Annotated in this window: 12 protein-coding genes and 2 pseudogenes; 8 read left to right on the top strand and 6 right to left on the bottom strand. The window is 41.0% G+C overall.

Annotation, left to right across the window (positions count from 1 at the left end):
• Nucleotides 1–170: 170 nt before the first annotated feature.
• Together N1I86_RS15710 and N1I86_RS15705 are read left to right on the top strand one after the other, a co-directional pair.
• Complete coding sequence (locus N1I86_RS15710) at nt 171–1,346, top strand: ROK family protein (RefSeq protein WP_004439881.1); 1,176 nt, start codon at nt 171–173, stop codon at nt 1,344–1,346.
• A gap of 17 nt (nt 1,347–1,363) precedes the next feature.
• Complete coding sequence (locus N1I86_RS15705; protein WP_341097125.1) at nt 1,364–2,365, top strand: aldose 1-epimerase; 1,002 nt, start codon at nt 1,364–1,366, stop codon at nt 2,363–2,365.
• 353 nt (nt 2,366–2,718) lie between these two features.
• Here N1I86_RS15705 and N1I86_RS15700 read toward each other — a convergent pair whose 3' ends face one another.
• The 4 genes from N1I86_RS15700 to N1I86_RS15685 all read right to left on the bottom strand — a co-directional run bounded on the left by N1I86_RS15700 (nt 2,719) and on the right by N1I86_RS15685 (nt 8,392).
• A complete protein-coding gene (locus N1I86_RS15700; protein ID WP_341097123.1) occupies nt 2,719–4,083 on the bottom strand; it encodes an allantoinase in 1,365 nt (454 codons plus the stop codon).
• Between the two features lie 13 nt (nt 4,084–4,096).
• Nucleotides 4,097–5,584, bottom strand: coding sequence for an NCS1 family nucleobase:cation symporter-1 (locus tag N1I86_RS15695; RefSeq protein WP_341097121.1), 1,488 nt, complete (start codon nt 5,582–5,584; stop codon nt 4,097–4,099).
• Between the two features lie 280 nt (nt 5,585–5,864).
• A complete protein-coding gene (locus N1I86_RS15690; RefSeq protein WP_004439889.1) occupies nt 5,865–7,121 on the bottom strand; it encodes an ArgE/DapE family deacylase in 1,257 nt (418 codons plus the stop codon).
• A gap of 32 nt (nt 7,122–7,153) precedes the next feature.
• Nucleotides 7,154–8,392: an allantoate amidohydrolase gene (locus tag N1I86_RS15685; RefSeq protein WP_004439892.1), complete on the bottom strand. Its 1,239-nt coding sequence runs from the start codon at nt 8,390–8,392 to the stop codon at nt 7,154–7,156.
• Between the two features lie 157 nt (nt 8,393–8,549).
• On the opposite strand from N1I86_RS15685, the gene N1I86_RS15680 reads away from it, so the two are divergent.
• From N1I86_RS15680 to uraH, 6 genes and pseudogenes are all read left to right on the top strand, one after another.
• Nucleotides 8,550–10,166 carry a PucR family transcriptional regulator gene (locus N1I86_RS15680; RefSeq protein ID WP_004439894.1) on the top strand — a complete coding sequence of 539 codons (1,617 nt, stop codon included), beginning with the start codon at nt 8,550–8,552 and terminating at the stop codon, nt 10,164–10,166.
• A 234-nt stretch (nt 10,167–10,400) separates the two neighbouring features.
• Nucleotides 10,401–11,699: a nucleobase:cation symporter-2 family protein gene (locus N1I86_RS15675; RefSeq protein ID WP_048624464.1), complete on the top strand. Its 1,299-nt coding sequence runs from the start codon at nt 10,401–10,403 to the stop codon at nt 11,697–11,699.
• Between the two features lie 15 nt (nt 11,700–11,714).
• Nucleotides 11,715–12,158: a 2-oxo-4-hydroxy-4-carboxy-5-ureidoimidazoline decarboxylase gene (gene uraD, locus N1I86_RS15670; protein WP_341097117.1), complete on the top strand. Its 444-nt coding sequence runs from the start codon at nt 11,715–11,717 to the stop codon at nt 12,156–12,158.
• A 94-nt stretch (nt 12,159–12,252) separates the two neighbouring features.
• A complete protein-coding gene (locus N1I86_RS15665) occupies nt 12,253–13,434 on the top strand; it encodes an IS701 family transposase (protein ID WP_003353085.1) in 1,182 nt (393 codons plus the stop codon).
• 69 nt (nt 13,435–13,503) lie between these two features.
• Nucleotides 13,504–14,571: pseudogene (gene pucL, locus N1I86_RS15660) on the top strand (factor-independent urate hydroxylase); the annotation flags it as partial.
• 15 nt (nt 14,572–14,586) lie between these two features.
• Entirely contained in the window at nt 14,587–14,949 is a 363-nt protein-coding gene (uraH, locus tag N1I86_RS15655) for a hydroxyisourate hydrolase (RefSeq protein ID WP_004439900.1), read from the top strand.
• 117 nt (nt 14,950–15,066) lie between these two features.
• On the opposite strand, the gene N1I86_RS15650 is transcribed toward uraH, so the two are convergent.
• Complete coding sequence (locus tag N1I86_RS15650) at nt 15,067–15,570, bottom strand: (2Fe-2S)-binding protein (RefSeq protein WP_061579580.1); 504 nt, start codon at nt 15,568–15,570, stop codon at nt 15,067–15,069.
• Nucleotides 15,549–17,630, bottom strand: a pseudogene (gene pucD, locus N1I86_RS15645) (xanthine dehydrogenase subunit D); the annotation flags it as partial. The gene N1I86_RS15650 and the pseudogene pucD, both read right to left, overlap by 22 nt.
• Between the last annotated feature and the right edge of the window lie 22 nt (nt 17,631–17,652).

The following is a 17,652-nucleotide window of genomic DNA, read 5'->3' as shown; positions in this document are numbered from 1 at the left end:
GTACTTTGTTTAACCAATAAACTAAGTACATCTTCATACTAGCACCACCATTTTTAAAATTCAATATTTTTTTTGAATAAAAAATACGATACAATAAAAATGTCTAGAAAAAGATAAAAATGAAAATTTAGTTCGTTTATTGACTATACAAACTAAGAAAGAGGATGTTCATGAAAACAGCGGATCAAACTTTTGTAAAGGTCCACAATCAAAAAATTATATTAAAAAACATCATCAACCATTATCCAGTTTCAAGAGCGAAATTATCCAAAATAACCAATCTGAACAAAGCGACCATTTCTTCTCAAACCGCATTGTTAATTGAAAAAAATCTTGTATCTGAGATAGGTACAGGCTCATCAAGCGGAGGAAGAAAACCTGTATTGCTTGTTTTTAATAAAGAGGCAGGTTATGCCATCGGAGTCGATTTAGGAGTCACTTATATTTTAACTTTATTAACGGATTTGGAAGGAAACGTCATTTATTGCGATTACTATGAGATCTCTGACAATTCGTTCGAAGCAGTCAAACCCATTCTATTAGAAAGAATCCAATTGGTGGCCAGCAAAGCCCCAAAATCGCCGTATGGCATAATCGGGATTGGGGTTGGCGTTCATGGATTCGTGAATAAAGATCAATTGGTGTTATTTACTCCGAACTCTAAGTGGAAAGATGTTGATTTGAAAACTGTATTGGAAAACCATTTTCATTGTCCAGTCCTGATTGATAACGAAGCAAACGCCGGGGCTTACGGCGAGAAATTGTTTGGTTCCATCAAGCATTGCACAAACAGCATCTATGTGAGCATCGGAACCGGAATTGGCCTCGGCATCATTGTCAACAATGAACTTTATCGGGGAACGGACGGATTTTCCGGTGAAATGGGGCATATGACGATTGATTTCAATGGAAAAAAATGCGGCTGCGGAAACTATGGATGTTGGGAACTGTATGCATCAGAAAAAGCGTTTTACGACAATCTTTCCCAATTAAAGAATATGGAAAAAGTAACTTTAGAACAGGCGAGCAAAATGATTCAAGAAAATGACGGGGAAGCGTTAAAAGCGCTGGAAACATTCGGACATTATCTAGGAATCGGTTTAACCAATATTATCAATGCCTTTAATCCGGAAGCCGTTGTTTTAAGAAGCAATTTAATCGAAGCGAATCCCATTGTGCTAAATTCTATACAAAGTACGATTTCCTCCAGAATTTCTAGATATGTTCATCAAAGTCATCAGATTTATATTTCTCAGTTAAATCGTAACGCTACGGCTTTGGGGGCAGCCTCTTTTATGATTCATCAATTTCTTATGGATTCAGAGGCTTTTCATACAAATAAATGAATGGGGAGAAACAAGATATGAACAGCGTATCTAAAAATGTTGTCAAAGAAACCCGTTTTAATGGAATGTACGCTTATGAATTAAATTGTGATCCATATCAAGCGGTTATTCTTCCGAAGTTTGGAGCAAACCTGATTGCGTTTCGAAATGTAGAAAAGGATTATGACTTTATTCGCGAACCGTCCATTCATGAAATGGAAGATTTTCAACAAAAGCCTTTTTTATATGGCATTCCAGTATTGTTTCCACCTAATCGTTTAGAAGACGGTACTTTTACCTTTTCGGGTAAAGTGTATCATTTTCCTATAAATGAAAAATCAAAGAATAATCATTTACACGGTTTTTTTCACAGTGCTGTTTGGGAAGTATTTAAACATGGATCCACAGATCGAGAATGTTTTATAGAATTAGTACAAAGTGTAGACGAGCAATCCGAAGTTTTTCGTTATTTCCCGCATCGCTTTAATGTGCATCTGCGATATACTCTGTCGAAAGAAGGCCTAAATCAACAAGTCAAAATCATCAATAACGGTTCAGAATCCATGCCTTTAATGATTGGTTTCCACACAGCCATTAAGGCGCCTTTTTCAAAAAACAGCACGGCAGAAGATTATACGTTGCAATTGACCATAAAAGATCGAGTAGAATTGAATGAACGCTCATTGCCAACAGGAAATCTATTGCCTTTGAATGAAGAAGAGAAAAAAATCGCAACAGAAGGTTTTTCTCCGTACTATCAACCACTCGATCATCATTATGTGGCCCAAGATGGAAAAAATCGAATGGTGTTAACGGATCAACGCGAAAAAATCTCTCTTATATATGAGACAAGTTCAGAATTTCGCTTTTGGATGCTGTTTAATCAAGATGCAAAAAGTGGATTTTTTTGCCCGGAACCACAAACAAATATGGTAAACGCACCTAATATCGCACTTCCATTTGAACAAACCGGAATGATTGAATTATCAGGAGGATCAGAGTGGTCCGCTCAATCTCGCCTTTATACGGAACCGTTGTAATATCTCATATCACGCTCGTACGGACATAATGTATCTATACATGCCATCTACTGGGTAAAATATGGCTTTAGATCCAATCCAGTGGATTGGATGATCGTCCATTTGGCCAATAAATGGAACCATTCAGCAAAAATAAGGTATAGGACAATAAAGTCCTATACCTTCAAATCCATCACTATTGAATTCGCGAACTGTTTATAAAAACAACCTTTTATTTCGATACTAAAGTAGAATCATCTTAATGAAAAACGAAAGTGATTATATACATGCTTGGCCATACTAAAGAGACCATTTTTCGTATTCATTAAGCGATGAAAGAAAAGGAGCTCCTAATAGAAGAGCAAAAGCTTTATTTATACCATTTGTCCAGAGATATTGTTATCCATTATATCGCCTCTCCGAAAAACAACTCTTCCTCTCAGAATGGTATATGTTACCTTACCTCTGAATTTTTTCCTAATATATGGACTCTGCGGGTGCCGATACAAAAGATCGGATTTTTTTAGGACAAAAGAAGATTGCAAATCGACCAATGTCAGGTCAGCATCACTTCCAACGGCAATTGTCCCTTTCCGAGGATACAGACCAAAACGTTTTGCCGGATTGGTTGCTGTTACTCGTACAATGACTTCCAAGGGAATTCCACGCCGCCAATACCCCTCCTCAAGCATAACATTCAAGGTTGTCTGTGCGCCCGATATTCCGCCCCACAAACTGAAGAAATCACCGTTATCCGAAGCAACTTTCATTGCTGGAGGAGAAGGAGAATGATCTGAACCGATGATATCAATTTCACCGGATTTTAAAGCTTCCCACAGCGATTCTACATCCTCCCGTTCCCGCAGAGGCGGTGCACATTTCGCCATTCCGCCAAGCCGTTCCAGATCCTCAATGGTAAAAGACAGATAATGGGGGCAAGTTTCAACAGTTATATCAACCCCCCTTTGTTTTGCTTCGCTTATATACTTGATGACCTTACCACTGCTTGCGTGTACGATATGCAACTTGCATCCCGTAATTTCCGCATATGCCGCTGCCCTGCCTACAGCTTCGATTTCTGATATAACGGGACGGGAAGACACATAATCTCGCGCGGTCAAGTTCCCTTGTGATTGATGCCAATTGGCAAGTTGTTTCGTAATGACATCACTTTCGGCATGGAGGGCCAGGATGGAACCCAGCCTTGCAATTTTTTGCATTCCTTTAAATAAAGTACAATCGTCTACGTGAAGGAACTCATCGATGCCGCTATCGGACATAAAACCTTTGAATCCGATAACACCCAACTCTTTGAGAGGTTCCAAGGAATCAAGATTTCCCGGAACCAGTCCTCCCCAAAGGCCAAAATCAAGAATCGATTTTTGCATGGCGGCTTCTTTTTTCACTTCAAATCCGTATGTCGATGTAGTCGGGGGACTGCTATTAAGAGGCATATCAAAGAAAGTTGTGACTCCCCCCGCAGCCAAACTTCGGGAGCCTGTGTAGAAACCTTCCCAGTCCGTCCGACCGGGTTCATTAATATGAACATGGGTATCGATCAAACCGGGCAAGACGTGCAGACCGAAAGCATCAATCTCTAGCTTGGCTTTTCTCCCTGACGGTATAGATCCAATTTGAACGATTTTTTGCTCGCACACGGCAATGTCCCCTTGAAATATTCCATCTTCGGTAACAATCTGCCCATTGCGTATAATAAGATCGTAACTACTTTCTTTCACGCCAATCCCCCTTTTACTCGATTACAGATATAGATTGAGTTTTATCCACAACTATTTGTTGATTGCGTTGCATTAATCCGCGGTAGGCGACGGCAGAAATCATTGCACCAATAAACCATGAAAAGGGAGCAAAAAAAGAAAGCATCGGAACTAGCGCGGCAATTGCAGCGAAAGTAGAACCGATCATAAAAGCGGATAACGCCCGCAAGTTAAAGCCATTATTGTACCAATAAGGGGAAGCGGCACCCTCCTTGTAGAGAGAATGAACATCCACTTTTTGCTTCTTTATTAAGTAATAATCCATAAGCATAACTCCGAAAATGGAACCGAGGAAAGCTCCAAGCCCTCCCAAAAAATAGTTGACAGCCACAGGGCTCCCATAAACTTTCCAGGGCATCACTAGAACGGACAAAATGGCAGTCATAATCGTTCCCTTCTTGAAATTTATATATTTTGGTGCTACATTGGCAAAATCATAGGCAGGAGATACAAGGTTCGCGATAATATTGATGGCTAGCGTAGCAACTATAAAAACAATAGCCGCAATAAAATTGACCACACTATTCCCAATCTTTTGTACGATCAAAACAGGATCGACAATCGCTTTACCAAAAACGGTTATGGTACCAGCCGTGATCACTACAGCAGCCAAAGAAAATGCTGTCAAGTTGACAGGTATACCGTAGAAATTTCCGCGTTTTGTTACTTTCGTTGACATTGAAAAACGTGTAAAATCACAGGCATTTAACATCAGTGTTGAGAAATACGCTACTACTAGTGCGATGGCTGCAAAAAATGAATGAATTTGTTTGCCTCTAGACACTTCAACAAAATGGTCCATTATGTTGATATTTCCATTCGCTTTCTTAACGATCCAAATGAGCAAGAACAGCATCATCACATATACGGCAGTACCCGCAAAATTATCAAATTTGCGAATCTTCTCCATTCCATATACCGCAATGAGAAGCTGCAAAACCCAGAGAATCAGGAAGCCGATCCATCCCAATAAAGAAAGTCCTAGAAAAGATGTATCATTTAAGGTAACCAGACTGGGCATAAGTAGCAACATTACACCTACCACGGCATTCGAGGCAAGGTATGTTTGTATACCATACCAAAAAACAGCAATCGTTCCCCGTATAAGTGCAGGTATATTAGCTCCGAACACACCGAATGAAATACGCGCCATCACCGGGAACGGCAAACCCATTTTCGTTCCAGGGACAGAAAGGAGATTGACAAAATAATTTACAAGCAAAGCTCCCAGAATAATCGCTATGAAAACTTGCCAACCCGACAAACCAAGAAAGAACAATCCAGCTGCAAATGTATAGCCGCCAATGCTATGTACATCAGACATCCACATGGATAACAAGCTGAAAAAACCCCATTTTCGCTCCTTTGGAGGAGTCAAATCCTCGTTATGGAGTCGCTCACTGTAGTCAGCAATAGTTTCGTTAAATAATTCCTCCTGCCCATTGTCCATTTTATGGTACATTGATAACTCCCCTCCCCCTTTGACGGTTCTGAACTATGATTCACCAGATTTGTGCACATCATGTTGCTCATCATTCCTGTATAACTGAACTCTCCTTTTTGTTTCAAACACCAAATCGGTAAGAAAGATCGTTGAAAAACGGATGATAAAAACAAGGTTGGACTCCTTTCTTTCAAGAAGATTTTAAACCCTTCTTGCCAGGCGAGTCTTTCTGCAACGACCACCTACTCATGCTGCTATGAGATCCTCTTTTGTTGTTTAAAGCGCAAAGAGAATAAAGTTATTTGTCTGTCCGAAGCAAATCATAAAGAGTAAGTGCCACAATTTTTGTTGCTTTGACCAAATCTTCAATCCGGACATGTTCATCCGCCCGATGGCCGTTGGCTTCCAACAAGGTCCGAGGACCCGCGCCAAACAGGACAACAGGAACTCCGGCTTCCGCAAAATGTCTCGCATCGGTGTACAACGGAATTCCGTGAATCTCTGGCTCTCCGTCCATAATTTCTTTCCAGTTTGCCATAAGCGTCTGGATGAACGGAGATTCAATCGGTGTTGGCTTAAAGCTTTTTGCCAGCAGTATGCGCTCAAACTCCGCCCGGATTCCTTCATAGCGCTTAACCACCTGTTCCACCAGTTCGCGAATTTCCATTTCCACCTGTTCCCCGTCTTCCTCAGGGATCAACCGGCGGTCAATCCGGATTGTGCACTGATCCGGCACCACGTTAGTGTTGATTCCTCCCGAGATTAATCCGACTACTAATGTGGGAGACTCGATTCCAGGAACACTGGAACGTTTTTGATCTAACGTCCGGCGATAGTCGTACAGCGCCTGTAGCACACCGGTCATCGCTTCGATGGCGTCATGTCCTGTATACGGCGCTGCTGCATGTGCCGACTTGCCTTTGATTCGGATCTCAAGGTGCAGACATCCGTTATGGGAGTTTACAATCGAATACGTGAATCCAGCTGAAAACGCCATATCCGGCTGAATATATCCCTTTTCGATCATCCACTTCGGACCGATTTCTCCGCCTGTCTCCTCATCGAAGTTAAATGCCAAGGACGCTTTGCCCGACAACTTCTCTGTCACTTGACGAAGGGCCATGACCGCGAAGGTATACGATGCAATGTCCGATTTGGATACGGCAGCACCGCGACCATACAGCTTCCCGTCAACGATTTGTCCGCTATACGGATCATATGTCCAGCCAAGTCCCGGCGCCACCACATCTCCATGAGCGTTGAGGACAATTTCAGGCCCTTGTCCGTCCCCAAAGATGGTTTTAGCGACAACGTTTGCCACCCGAACCATCCCTTTTTCCCTGACTTCCTCCGGGTCTACTTCCAACAGTGCGACATCTTCAAATTGAAAATCATGCAGACGTTTACAAATGTGCTCTGCGATGGCATAACAGTCGCCCGGCGGATTGTCCGACGGTATGGCGACCAGTTCCCGTAGAAATTTGATGAGGTTGTGCCTTTCAGATTCAATCCATTGCAAAATTTCCTGCTTCGCTTGACATTTGATAGTTGCCATTGATGATTCCCCCTTCTAATCTTAAGACTTTTTTATGATGTCAACTTCAGAGCAACATCCAGCAGCACAGAGGTTCCTATTTTAATGTCCTCGGCTGCTACAAATTCGTCAGGATGATGACTCAGACCATTTTTGCATCTGACAAAGATCATGCCAATGTCAGTTATAGAAGCTAATGCCATCGCATCATGTCCCGCTCCACTGACAAGTTGAACAGACTTCATTTTATATTCCTTGAGAACGGAAGAAATCACATCGATAAAACGACTTGAACATATCACGGCAGGAGATTCCATGACTTTTGTAAACTCGCAAATTAATCCCCGGCGTTTGGCAATGTGCTCGCATTCCTCAAAAATTCGATTCAGTGCGGTCATTCTGGTTCCATCGTCAACTGACCGGACATCCAGTGTTCCTTCCACCAATCCTGGAATCACATTGCTGGCCCCCGGAAATATAGCTATTTTTCCTACAGTAGCTACCAGACTTTCATATTGGAGTGCGAGCCGTTCAATCGTCTGGATCATTTCGGCTGTTCCAACAAGCGCGTCTTTTCTAAGCGACAACGGGACAGTTCCTGCATGTCCTGTCAATCCTTCTACCCGGAATTTATATCGAGACTGTCCTGCAATTCCGGATACGACCCCACAAGGTTGGTTCATTTGCTCAAGAATTGGACCTTGTTCAATATGCAATTCAAGATAACCGAGGATTGTTTTCGGATTACGGGCAACCGTATTGTATTGCAAGGGATCTAGGCCAAACTCTTTCATAGCTTCTGCCAAGGTGGTCCCATTTCCATCTTTTGCAAACAGTTCTTCTTCACGCAGATTACCCGCCATTGCCCGGCTGCCAAGCAGAGTTGTATGAAATCTAGCACCTTCTTCATCACAAAAGCCGATCACTTCCATCGGATTATTCGGTCTCATTCCGTTTTCATATAGTGTTTGGACCACTTCAATTCCTGCGATTACACCAAGTACCCCGTCATATTTACCGGCTTCAATGATAGAGTCGAGGTGCGACCCAATGAGCAGTGCCGGTGCATCAGGCCATTTGCCTTCATAACGACCGATGATATTGTTAAGACCATCCCTGCGAACGGTCATGCCCGCATCTCGCATCCATTGCGCTACCAACTCATGAGCCATTTCGTTTTCCTTTGAAAAGGAAAAGCGGGTCACCCCTTTTTTTGTTACACTACATTTCGCCAGTTCTTCAATTCGCCATACAATTCGTTCTGTATTTATTTTTTGATAAAGCGCATGCATCCCCTCTCGCCTCTTTCTTTTTAAAATGAATGTTAAAAAATATAACATATTATGTTATATAATTTGATTTTATCTTGATATCTCTCCATATTCATTGGTAAAATTGCTATAAATTTCATGAATTTTTGTACAATTCGACTAAAAGGAGTGAGGAGGTTTGAAGATATCCGATATTTTACAAATACCTGTTTTTCATAACGCCAGATTAATTGCGGGGCATAAAGGAAAAGAAAGAGAAGTGTACAGCGTCAATATGATGGATGCTCCCGATATCATCCATTACTTAAAACCGAATGAATTACTGGTAACGACAGCCTATCATCTTAAAGACAACCCACACGACTTACTTGAGTTAATCAAAAGTATGTTGGAACAACAATGTGCAGGACTTGCGATTAAAACCAAACGGTTCTTAGAAGAAATTCCGGAAAACGCTCTTGCCTACGCCAATGACATCGGATTTCCCATCATAGAACTTCCAATGGACATTTCGTTAGGAGAAGTTGTCAACCAATCATTAAGTTATATCCTTGATAAACGAACAAATGAATTGCTCTTAGCTATTGAAGCGCATCAAAAATTCACCAACCATATCATGAGCGGTAAAGGCCTAACATCGTTGCTAAGAAGCTTGTCTTCCATGACTAGATATCCAGTTCTATTACTGAATAAATATTTTCGCATCATCGGTTCTTCCCATCCGTTTAACAAGATTTCTTATGAACTTGGGAAACTATACACAAATGGCTTCCGTTTTTTCTTGCCAAACGCTACTTATTCTTGTTTTTCCACTCTATCGAAGCGAGAAGTGATTTCTGTATTTCCGATCTTCAATCATGAGGAAAACAGCGGTTGCTTAGCTGTCATTGGAATGGTTCCTTTTTCTAACCCGTCAATGATATTAACCATTGAGCAAGCAGCCAATGTGATTTCCTTTGAATTAATGAAAGAAAATGCATTAAAGCAATATACAAAAAAAGTGCTCAATGAATTTTTTATTAATTTTACAGAAGGAGCCTTTCAATCCCAGGAAGAAGTGATCATTAAGGCAAATGAATTTCAGATTATCAATGACCAATCCTATATATGTGCAGTTGGGAAATTGGATGAGAGCAGAACGAAGTTAAGTTTTACAGAATCTCGCAAAGAAATGGATGCTATTTTTGATTTTATAGAAGAAGAGAGTCACCTCTTTTCTAAGTCCGTTCATCATTTTGAAAAAGGGAATAATTGTGTTTTGCTATTTCCTATCACAGAATCTTGGACAGAGCTCCATACGATCATCCTCCCTTTTTTGGAAGAGCTGCAGAGAAAAATTAAAAATCGGTATCATCAGGCTGTTTCTTTCGGGCTGAGCAGCTTATGCCAAAAATTTTTGGATGTCCAAAAGGGATTTAAGGAAGCTTTGGAGGCGTTGCAGACTGGCCGGCTATCTGGAAAACGTCAGTTTATTCAAATCTATCGAAGAAAAGATATTTCTGAACTTTTACAAATGATCCCCACGCAAGATTTAAAAGATTTTTACGACGAAACATTACAAAAATTATCCGATCAATCTACTCATGAAAACCAAATTTTATTGCATACATTATTTGTTTTTTTAGAAAGCCATTGTCGCATTTCGGAAACAGCGAAAAAGCTATATGTTCACCGAAATACAGTCATTTATCGTTTGGAAAATTGCAAAGAGCTGATTGGAAAAAGCTTAAAAGACCCTGATACTACTTTCCGCCTTCGATTAGCGTTTCGAATCAAAAATTTGCTTCATTTATAAGAAAAGTCTTTCTCATTATTGTTAGATTTTATAACATTGACACTCACCTGCTCTGCTTCATTTTATAATGAATCTTTTGTTTTTATACAATTTGTCGACTTATCTAAAAATAAATTGTTCACATTAACCAATGACATCTATGCCCTCTCGCCTTATTATGTTAAATAAAATAACATTCAATGTTGTTTTATTTATAAAGAAGGGGGAGGGGTATCATTGAAGAAAAATTATGGAATGGCTAGAATTGTTTCTCTCGGTTTGCAGCATGTATTAGTTATGTATGCCGGAGCCATTTTAGTTCCTTTAATCGTTGGTGGAGCATTACATCTATCGTCGAACGAGCTGGCATACTTAGTATCGATTGATTTGCTGACCTGTGGAATCGCAACGTTGCTTCAATCCTGGAAAAACAGGTTTTTCGGGATCGGATTGCCTGTTGTATTAGGTACATCCTTTGTTGCTGTGACGCCGATAATCGGAATCGGAACACAGTATGGAATGGGGGCTATCTATGGATCCATCATTACAGCAGGAATCTTTATTCTCATTTTTTCACCGTTCTTTGGAAAATTGGCAAAGCTTTTTCCTCCTGTTGTGACAGGCTCCGTTGTTACGATTATTGGCGTATCCCTTGTACCTGCCGGCATTAAAAACATGGCAGGCGGTGAAGGGAATCCTCATTTTGGAGATCCAGAAAACTTACTCCTCTCTTTTGGAGTGTTCATTTTCATTTTGCTTATTAATCGATTTTTTCACGGATTCATTCGAACAATATCTGTTCTTCTTGGGATCATCGCCGGAACCATTGTTGCTGCTTTCATGGGAAAAGTAGATTTCACAAACGTTGCTCAAGCATCATGGTTCCATATGCCTGAACTTTTTTATTTTGGTGCGCCTTCTTTCGAGTGGGGACCAATGATCACAATGACGCTTGTTGGTATTGTGATCATTATCGAATCTACAGGCTCCTTCTTTGCTCTAAGCAAAATTTGTGAACAAAATATGAACGAACAAGACTTAGTCCTCGGATACCGGGCTGAAGGTTTGTCCTTTATTTTAGGCGGTTTATTTAACGCATTTCCTTACAGCACTTTTGCTCAAAATGTCGGACTTGTCCAACTGACCAATATTAAAACGAGAAACGTTACAATCGCCGCTGCCAGCCTTCTTGTTTTACTTGGGTTCATTCCTAAAATCGCCGCCTTTACAACCATTATCCCTACTCCTGTATTAGGAGGAGCCATGATTGTCATGTTTGGAATGGTCGTTTCTTCAGGCATTAAAATGCTTAGTTCCGTAGATTTCGGACAACAAAGCAACTTATTAACAGTAGCCTGCTCCGTTGCATTAGGACTTGGTGCAACAGTGGTTCCTGATCTCTTTTCAAAATTGCCGCAATTCATGCGAATCCTTGTAGGAGACGGTATTGTAACAGGAAGCTTGACCGCCATTATTTTAAACTTGTTTTTTAATCTTTCATCCAAGAAAAAGCCGACTGTCAGCAGCACTTTAGAAACGACCATAGAATCATAGAAAAGAGGGAAAATGATGCGATTAAAACAATTAAATGAAATGAGTGCTTCCGAATTTATCCATCTATTAGGAGGAGTTTTTGAGAATTCATCATGGGTGGCCGAACGAGCAGAACCCAATCGCCCATACTCTTCCTTTCAATCTCTATATAATAAAATGGTGGAGATTGTCGAAACCGCTTCGGAGAACGAACAATTAAAATTAATTCAAATGCATCCGCATCTAGGCACCAACGTCAAAATAACCGATTTCTCTCAAGAGGAACAGAAACATGCCGGATTAAATGAATTAACAGAAGATGAACATAATCATCTAATGCTACTCAACAAAGAATATATGGATAAGTTTGGATTCCCTTTCGTAATGGCAGTTCGCGGAAAAACAAAACAAGATATTTATAGAACGATAAAAGAAAGACTAAAAAATAATTATAGAACTGTAGATGAGCAAATTCGCTAACATAAATTTACAACCAAACAAAAAAGAAGACATGAACCCGATTCCTTGGTTAGAATAGATGTGCCACAACTACTCACAAGGGGGTTCATGTCTCATGAATAGATTAGCACATCACCTAGGAATCCACAAGTTTTTGACGATGTTGGGGTTGGCACTTTATTTCTCAAAACCTGTCATGAAGCATCTCGTTCATATCGTGGATGCGATGATTACAAAGGGCTTTTCGGGAACACTGACCGATCTACATCACGGGAGTTTTCATCCGAACCATCGCACGACACTCAGCCATTTTTTCACGAAAAGCCCATGGGAAGAAGAGACGTTGCTTCGCAAACTCCAGCAGTGGGTGCTTCATCGTGTCGAACGCAGCTCGAAACGAGAGAATCAACCCATTTTTGTTTCGATCGATGATACGATTTGCCAAAAAACGAAGCCCTCGTCACGGGCAACACACGCCATTCAAGGGTGTGATTGGCACTATTCTCACGCAGAGAAAAAGTCGATCTGGGGACATTCTCTCGTTTGGCTCATGGTTCATACGATGACCCAAGCGTTTCCTTTTGCCTTTCGCCTCTACGACAAGACGGCGGGGAAAAGCAAAGGGGAACTCGCGATCGAGATGCTTTCTTCGTTGGATGTGAGTCGACCCGTTTATGTGCTCATGGACTCTTGGTATCCATCGAAAACCCTCGTGGGAGCCTGCTTGAAAAAAGGGTTCCACGTCATCGCGATGCTCAAGACGAATCGGATTCTCTATCCAAAAGGGACGGCCATTCAAGCAAAGGAATTTGCCAAATCTATGGAGCCACGGGATACCCGCCTCGTCACGGTGGGAAAAGAGCGTTATCGGGTGTATCGCTACGAAGGTGCTCTGAACGGTCTCAAGGATGCCGTGGTGCTGCTCGCATGGAAAGCCGATCAGCCGATGACACCGAAACATCTTCATTGCGTCTTGAGCACCGATCGCGAGCTAAGCGATGAAGACATCTTGTGCTACTATGCCGAGCGTTGGTCGATCGAATGTTTTTTCCGTCAAGCGAAAGACCAGCTGAAACTCGATGGATACCGCGTTCGCGGGCGTCGGGCGGTGAAACGGTATTGGATCTTGGTGCAACTTGCGTATGTGTACAGCATGTTCGAGTCGAACAGTGATGTTTCGGATGGGCTCGATCTCCTGCGCAAGAGAAAAGGACATAGCCTCGTGGAGTTCATTTATCGTGCAGCAAAACAAAATATTCCCATTGATGCCGTGAAAAAACAGCTCCACGTGGCATAAGGGGTACCCCGTTTGTCTCTTTTTCGTATGGTAATCATTGTTAATAAAAATGCTCATCTACAGTATAGAACAGAGTTTGAACAAGCATTAGAAGAAATAAAAAAAATCGCGATGTTTCGTTTACAAGAAATAATTAATGGGGGAGAGATGATTTCTATGACCAATAATAAAGAAAGAGTCATGTATTATGGAAAAGGTGACGTATTTGCTTATCGCACCTATTTAAAACCACTTACTGGAGTTAGAACGATTCCTGAATCTCCATTTTCCGGTCGAGATCATATTCTTTTTGGAGTAAATGTAAAAATCTCAGTAGGAGGAACAAAATTGCTGACCTCCTTTACGAAAGGGGATAACAGCTTAGTCGTTGCAACAGACTCGATGAAAAACTTTATACAAAAACATTTAGCTAGTTATACAGGAACAACGATAGAAGGTTTTTTAGAATATGTAGCTACTTCTTTTTTGAAGAAATATTCTCATATTGAAAAGATTTCGTTGATAGGAGAGGAAATTCCCTTTGAAACAACTTTTGCAGTAAAGAATGGAAATAGAGCAGCTAGTGAGCTAGTATTTAAAAAATCACGAAATGAATATGCCACCGCTTATTTGAATATGGTTCGTAATGAAGATAACACCCTAAACATTACTGAACAACAAAGCGGACTTGCTGATCTTCAATTAATAAAAGTCAGCGGAAATTCCTTTGTCGGTTTTATTCGCGACGAATACACAACCCTTCCAGAGGATACAAACCGCCCGCTATTTGTTTACTTAAACATCAAATGGAAATACAAAAACATTGAAGACTCATTTGGTGATAATCCAGAATATTATGTTGCAGCCGAACAAATTCGCGACATTGCCACTTCGGTATTTCATGAAACAGAAACACTTTCCATCCAACACTTAATTTATTTAATCGGTTGCAGAATATTAGAAAGATTCCCTCAACTCCAAGAAGTAAACTTTGAATCTCAAAACCATACATGGGATAAAATTGTTGAGGAAATTCCTGGATCACAAGGAAAAGTATATACTGAACCGCGACCACCATACGGATTTCAATGCTTTACTGTTACACAAGAAGACTTGCAACACAAAAACATTCCTATGCTTTCTGCTGAAATTCAATAATAAAGGAGCACTTAGATGAGCGGGTTAACGACACATATTTTAGATTTAACACATGGAACACCAGCCGAAAATGTAAAAATAAAGTTGTTTCGTTTCGATGATGAATTGGAAACAAAAAAACGGCTGCTACAAACGACTATCACGAATCAACATGGTCGCGTTGACCAGCCATTATTAGATGAGCATGAAATTGTTCCCGGGAAATATGAACTTGTATTTTACATCGGTGATTATTTTCTGAGAAAAGGCCTAGAATTGGATGAACCTGTATTTTTAGATAAAGTGGTGGTTCGCTTTGGGATTTCTCAACCTAATTCCCATTACCATATTCCTTTGCTCATCTCTCCGTGGGGATATCAAGTATATCGAGGAAGCTAAAAATATATGGGGCTGATTCAAATACACGTTGAATCAGCCCTTTTGTTACGCTGCGAAACCGATTATAATAAAAAGATCTCCCGCAAACTTGCGGGAAAACCCGTACTCTTTATAATTTTATAATTGAGCTAGTTTCTGAATCGCTCTGATGATGCCGCCATAACCGGTACATCTACAAAGATTTCCTGATAATCCTTCGAGAATTTGCTCCGCAGTTGGGTTGGCATATTGATCAAAAATGGATTTTACAGCCATTATCATTCCCGGTGTGCAGTATCCGCATTGAAAGCCTCCTTCTTCCAAAAAAGCCTTTTGAATCGGATGAAGTCCATTCTTTCCTAAACCTTCAATCGTTATAATCTCCTTCTGATCTGATTGATAGGCCCTCACTAAGCAAGAATTGACTAATTTTCCATCCATAATGACTGAACAGGCACCGCATCGACCAATTCCACAAGAAACTTTTGTGCCCGTTAATTGCAATTCCTCTCTTAGTATATCAACAAGACGCATAGTTGCATCTACAAACAATTCCTTTGCTTGTTCATTAACAATAAGAGAGATTTTTATTTTTTCCTCCAACGGGGATTTAGCTTTTCCTACAATTTTGTTGTCAGCCACTCTCTCATCTCCCTTTGATTCACGGCTTTTACAATTTCCTCACGAGACACAGGCAGCTTAGTAACCCACAAACCAATCGCGTCATAAATAGCTTTAGCAATCGCCGGAGCAACGGCCACCGTCCCAATTTCGCCTACACCTCTTGGACCATACGGATCTCCCTCATACAATTCTTCTATAGCTGTTATATCCATAGAAAGCGGAATATCATTTATGGTAGGAATAAGATAGGAGTCGAAATTTTCTGTTACGTACTTTCCCTTTTCCATTATCGCTTCTTCTAGTAATGTATATCCTAATGCCATAACTGAGCCGCCTTCAATTTGCCCCAAGTAGCCTGTTGGATAAATCACCGGGCCTGCAGCAACCGCCTGATCCAAATTTTTCACTCGCACTATTCCCGTTAATTCATCTACTTCGACTTTTACCGCACAAGCGGCAAAAGAATATAAATAATGCCCGCCAGGAATGGAATGAGAAGTCATAGGAAAAGGGAATTGCGTCTCGATTTGGATGGGATCATCATTTGTTTTGTCGGCTAGTTGCCGGTAAGTAATGAGGGGCTTGGCATTCAATCCATCTAAAGACCAAATTCCACCAGGACCTACATACAATTGAGTGGATGGCACTTTGATGCATTGAGAGGCTTTTTCTAATAATTGTTTTTTAAAAGGATCTTTCATCCGTTGAAGTGCTTGCCACACCATGCTCGTTCCCCGTGATGCTGTAGAAGAACCGGAGCGAGGAACGCAATCCGTATCGCCAATCGTGATTTGGATATCATCTGCTGAGCATCCTACTTCTTTCATCACTAACTGCTGAATGACCGCTAATAATCCTTGACCAAATTCTTCGAAACCGAAGGCAACTTCAATTTTTCCTTTTTCATTTAACGATATTCTTCCCCCAGCTGGATCTAAGCGCCCAAACCCTAGTCCGCCACCGTGCATCGTAATGGCGACTCCTACACCTGTCCGCGTCTTTTCATAGATACTTTTTTTATTTTCAGTATCTTTTTTAGTTAAAATGGGAGATTTGCTTATCTCTTTCAAAACTTGTGCTGCTCCGTCCGTCGGTGCAATCTGTTGGTCTACAGGACCCGGATCATCTGCTTTGCGGAGATTTCTTTTCCTCAATTCTATTGGACAGATTCCAAGTTTGACCGCTAAACGGTCGATTTGCCCTTCCAACGCAAAAGTCACTTGATTTCCGCCAAATCCTCTAAACTCTCCAGCCACACCATTATTTGTATAGACGCTCACCCCTTCAACCTTTACATTTGGTATCACATAAGGTCCTGTTGCATGCTCAACTGCAAAATCTAATACAGCTGGACCTAATGTTGCGTAAGCACCCGTATCTGCGATCATTCGTACTTGATGAGCAAGAATTTTACCATTACGGCTGGCACCTGTCTTCATCGTAATCTTCATTGGGTGCCTTTTTAGTCCGGATCTAACAGATTCGCGTCTGCTTTGGTGAATTTTCACCGGACATCCAGTTTTTATCGCCAATAATGCACCGTACGGCTGAATATTCAACTCATCTTTGCCGCCGAAAGATCCGCCGATTGGACTGGAAACCACCCTGATTTTACTTTCAGGAACATTTAAAATTCGGGCTAATTGGAAACGATCTTTATATCCATGTTGTGTTCCGACATACACAGTAATTCTTCCATCCTTTTCTGGAACAATCACCCCTCCTTCCGTTTCCATATACGCGTGCATTTGACGAGGCAACTCATACGTTTCTTCCACAATCACATCACATGTTTGAAAGGCTTCTTCTACATTTCCTTTTTGATAGGAAGCTTGATGAAGAATATTTCCGTCAGGATGTAATCGAGGTGCTGAAGGAAGAAGAGCCTGTTCCGGATCATCGATAACAGGCAAAGGCTCATATTCCACTTCGATTAGCTGAAGCGCTTTTTCCGCTATTTCTTCCGTTTCTGCTGCCACAGCAGCAATCGCATCTCCAACATATCGAACCCGCTCATCGCACAAAACTGGTTGATCAGGAAAAATTAACCCAAATCGATTGAGTCCCGGCACATCTTTACTATATAAGTTGAATTAAAGA

The organism is Bacillus sp. FSL W8-0116 (assembly GCF_038003825.1).
Lineage (GTDB): Bacteria > Bacillota > Bacilli > Bacillales > DSM-4216 > Bacillus_O > Bacillus_O smithii.
The sequence above is the reverse complement of the archived record's forward strand: the minus strand, read 5'-3'. Positions and strand labels throughout refer to the sequence as shown.

Bases quoted from the DNA above. Each gene is read 5' to 3' on its own strand.
- N1I86_RS15685 (WP_004439892.1), bottom strand. From the start codon at position 8,392: ATGCATGCGCTTTATCAAAAAATAAATACAGAACGAATTGTATGGCGA.
- uraH (WP_004439900.1), top strand. From the start codon at position 14,587: ATGAGCGGGTTAACGACACATATTTTAGATTTAACACATGGAACACCA.
- uraD (WP_341097117.1), top strand. From the start codon at position 11,715: ATGCGATTAAAACAATTAAATGAAATGAGTGCTTCCGAATTTATCCAT.
- N1I86_RS15705 (WP_341097125.1), top strand. From the start codon at position 1,364: ATGAACAGCGTATCTAAAAATGTTGTCAAAGAAACCCGTTTTAATGGA.
- N1I86_RS15695 (WP_341097121.1), bottom strand. From the start codon at position 5,584: ATGTACCATAAAATGGACAATGGGCAGGAGGAATTATTTAACGAAACT.
- N1I86_RS15710 (WP_004439881.1), top strand. From the start codon at position 171: ATGAAAACAGCGGATCAAACTTTTGTAAAGGTCCACAATCAAAAAATT.
- N1I86_RS15675 (WP_048624464.1), top strand. From the start codon at position 10,401: ATGGCTAGAATTGTTTCTCTCGGTTTGCAGCATGTATTAGTTATGTAT.
- N1I86_RS15690 (WP_004439889.1), bottom strand. From the start codon at position 7,121: ATGGCAACTATCAAATGTCAAGCGAAGCAGGAAATTTTGCAATGGATT.
- N1I86_RS15665 (WP_003353085.1), top strand. From the start codon at position 12,253: ATGAATAGATTAGCACATCACCTAGGAATCCACAAGTTTTTGACGATG.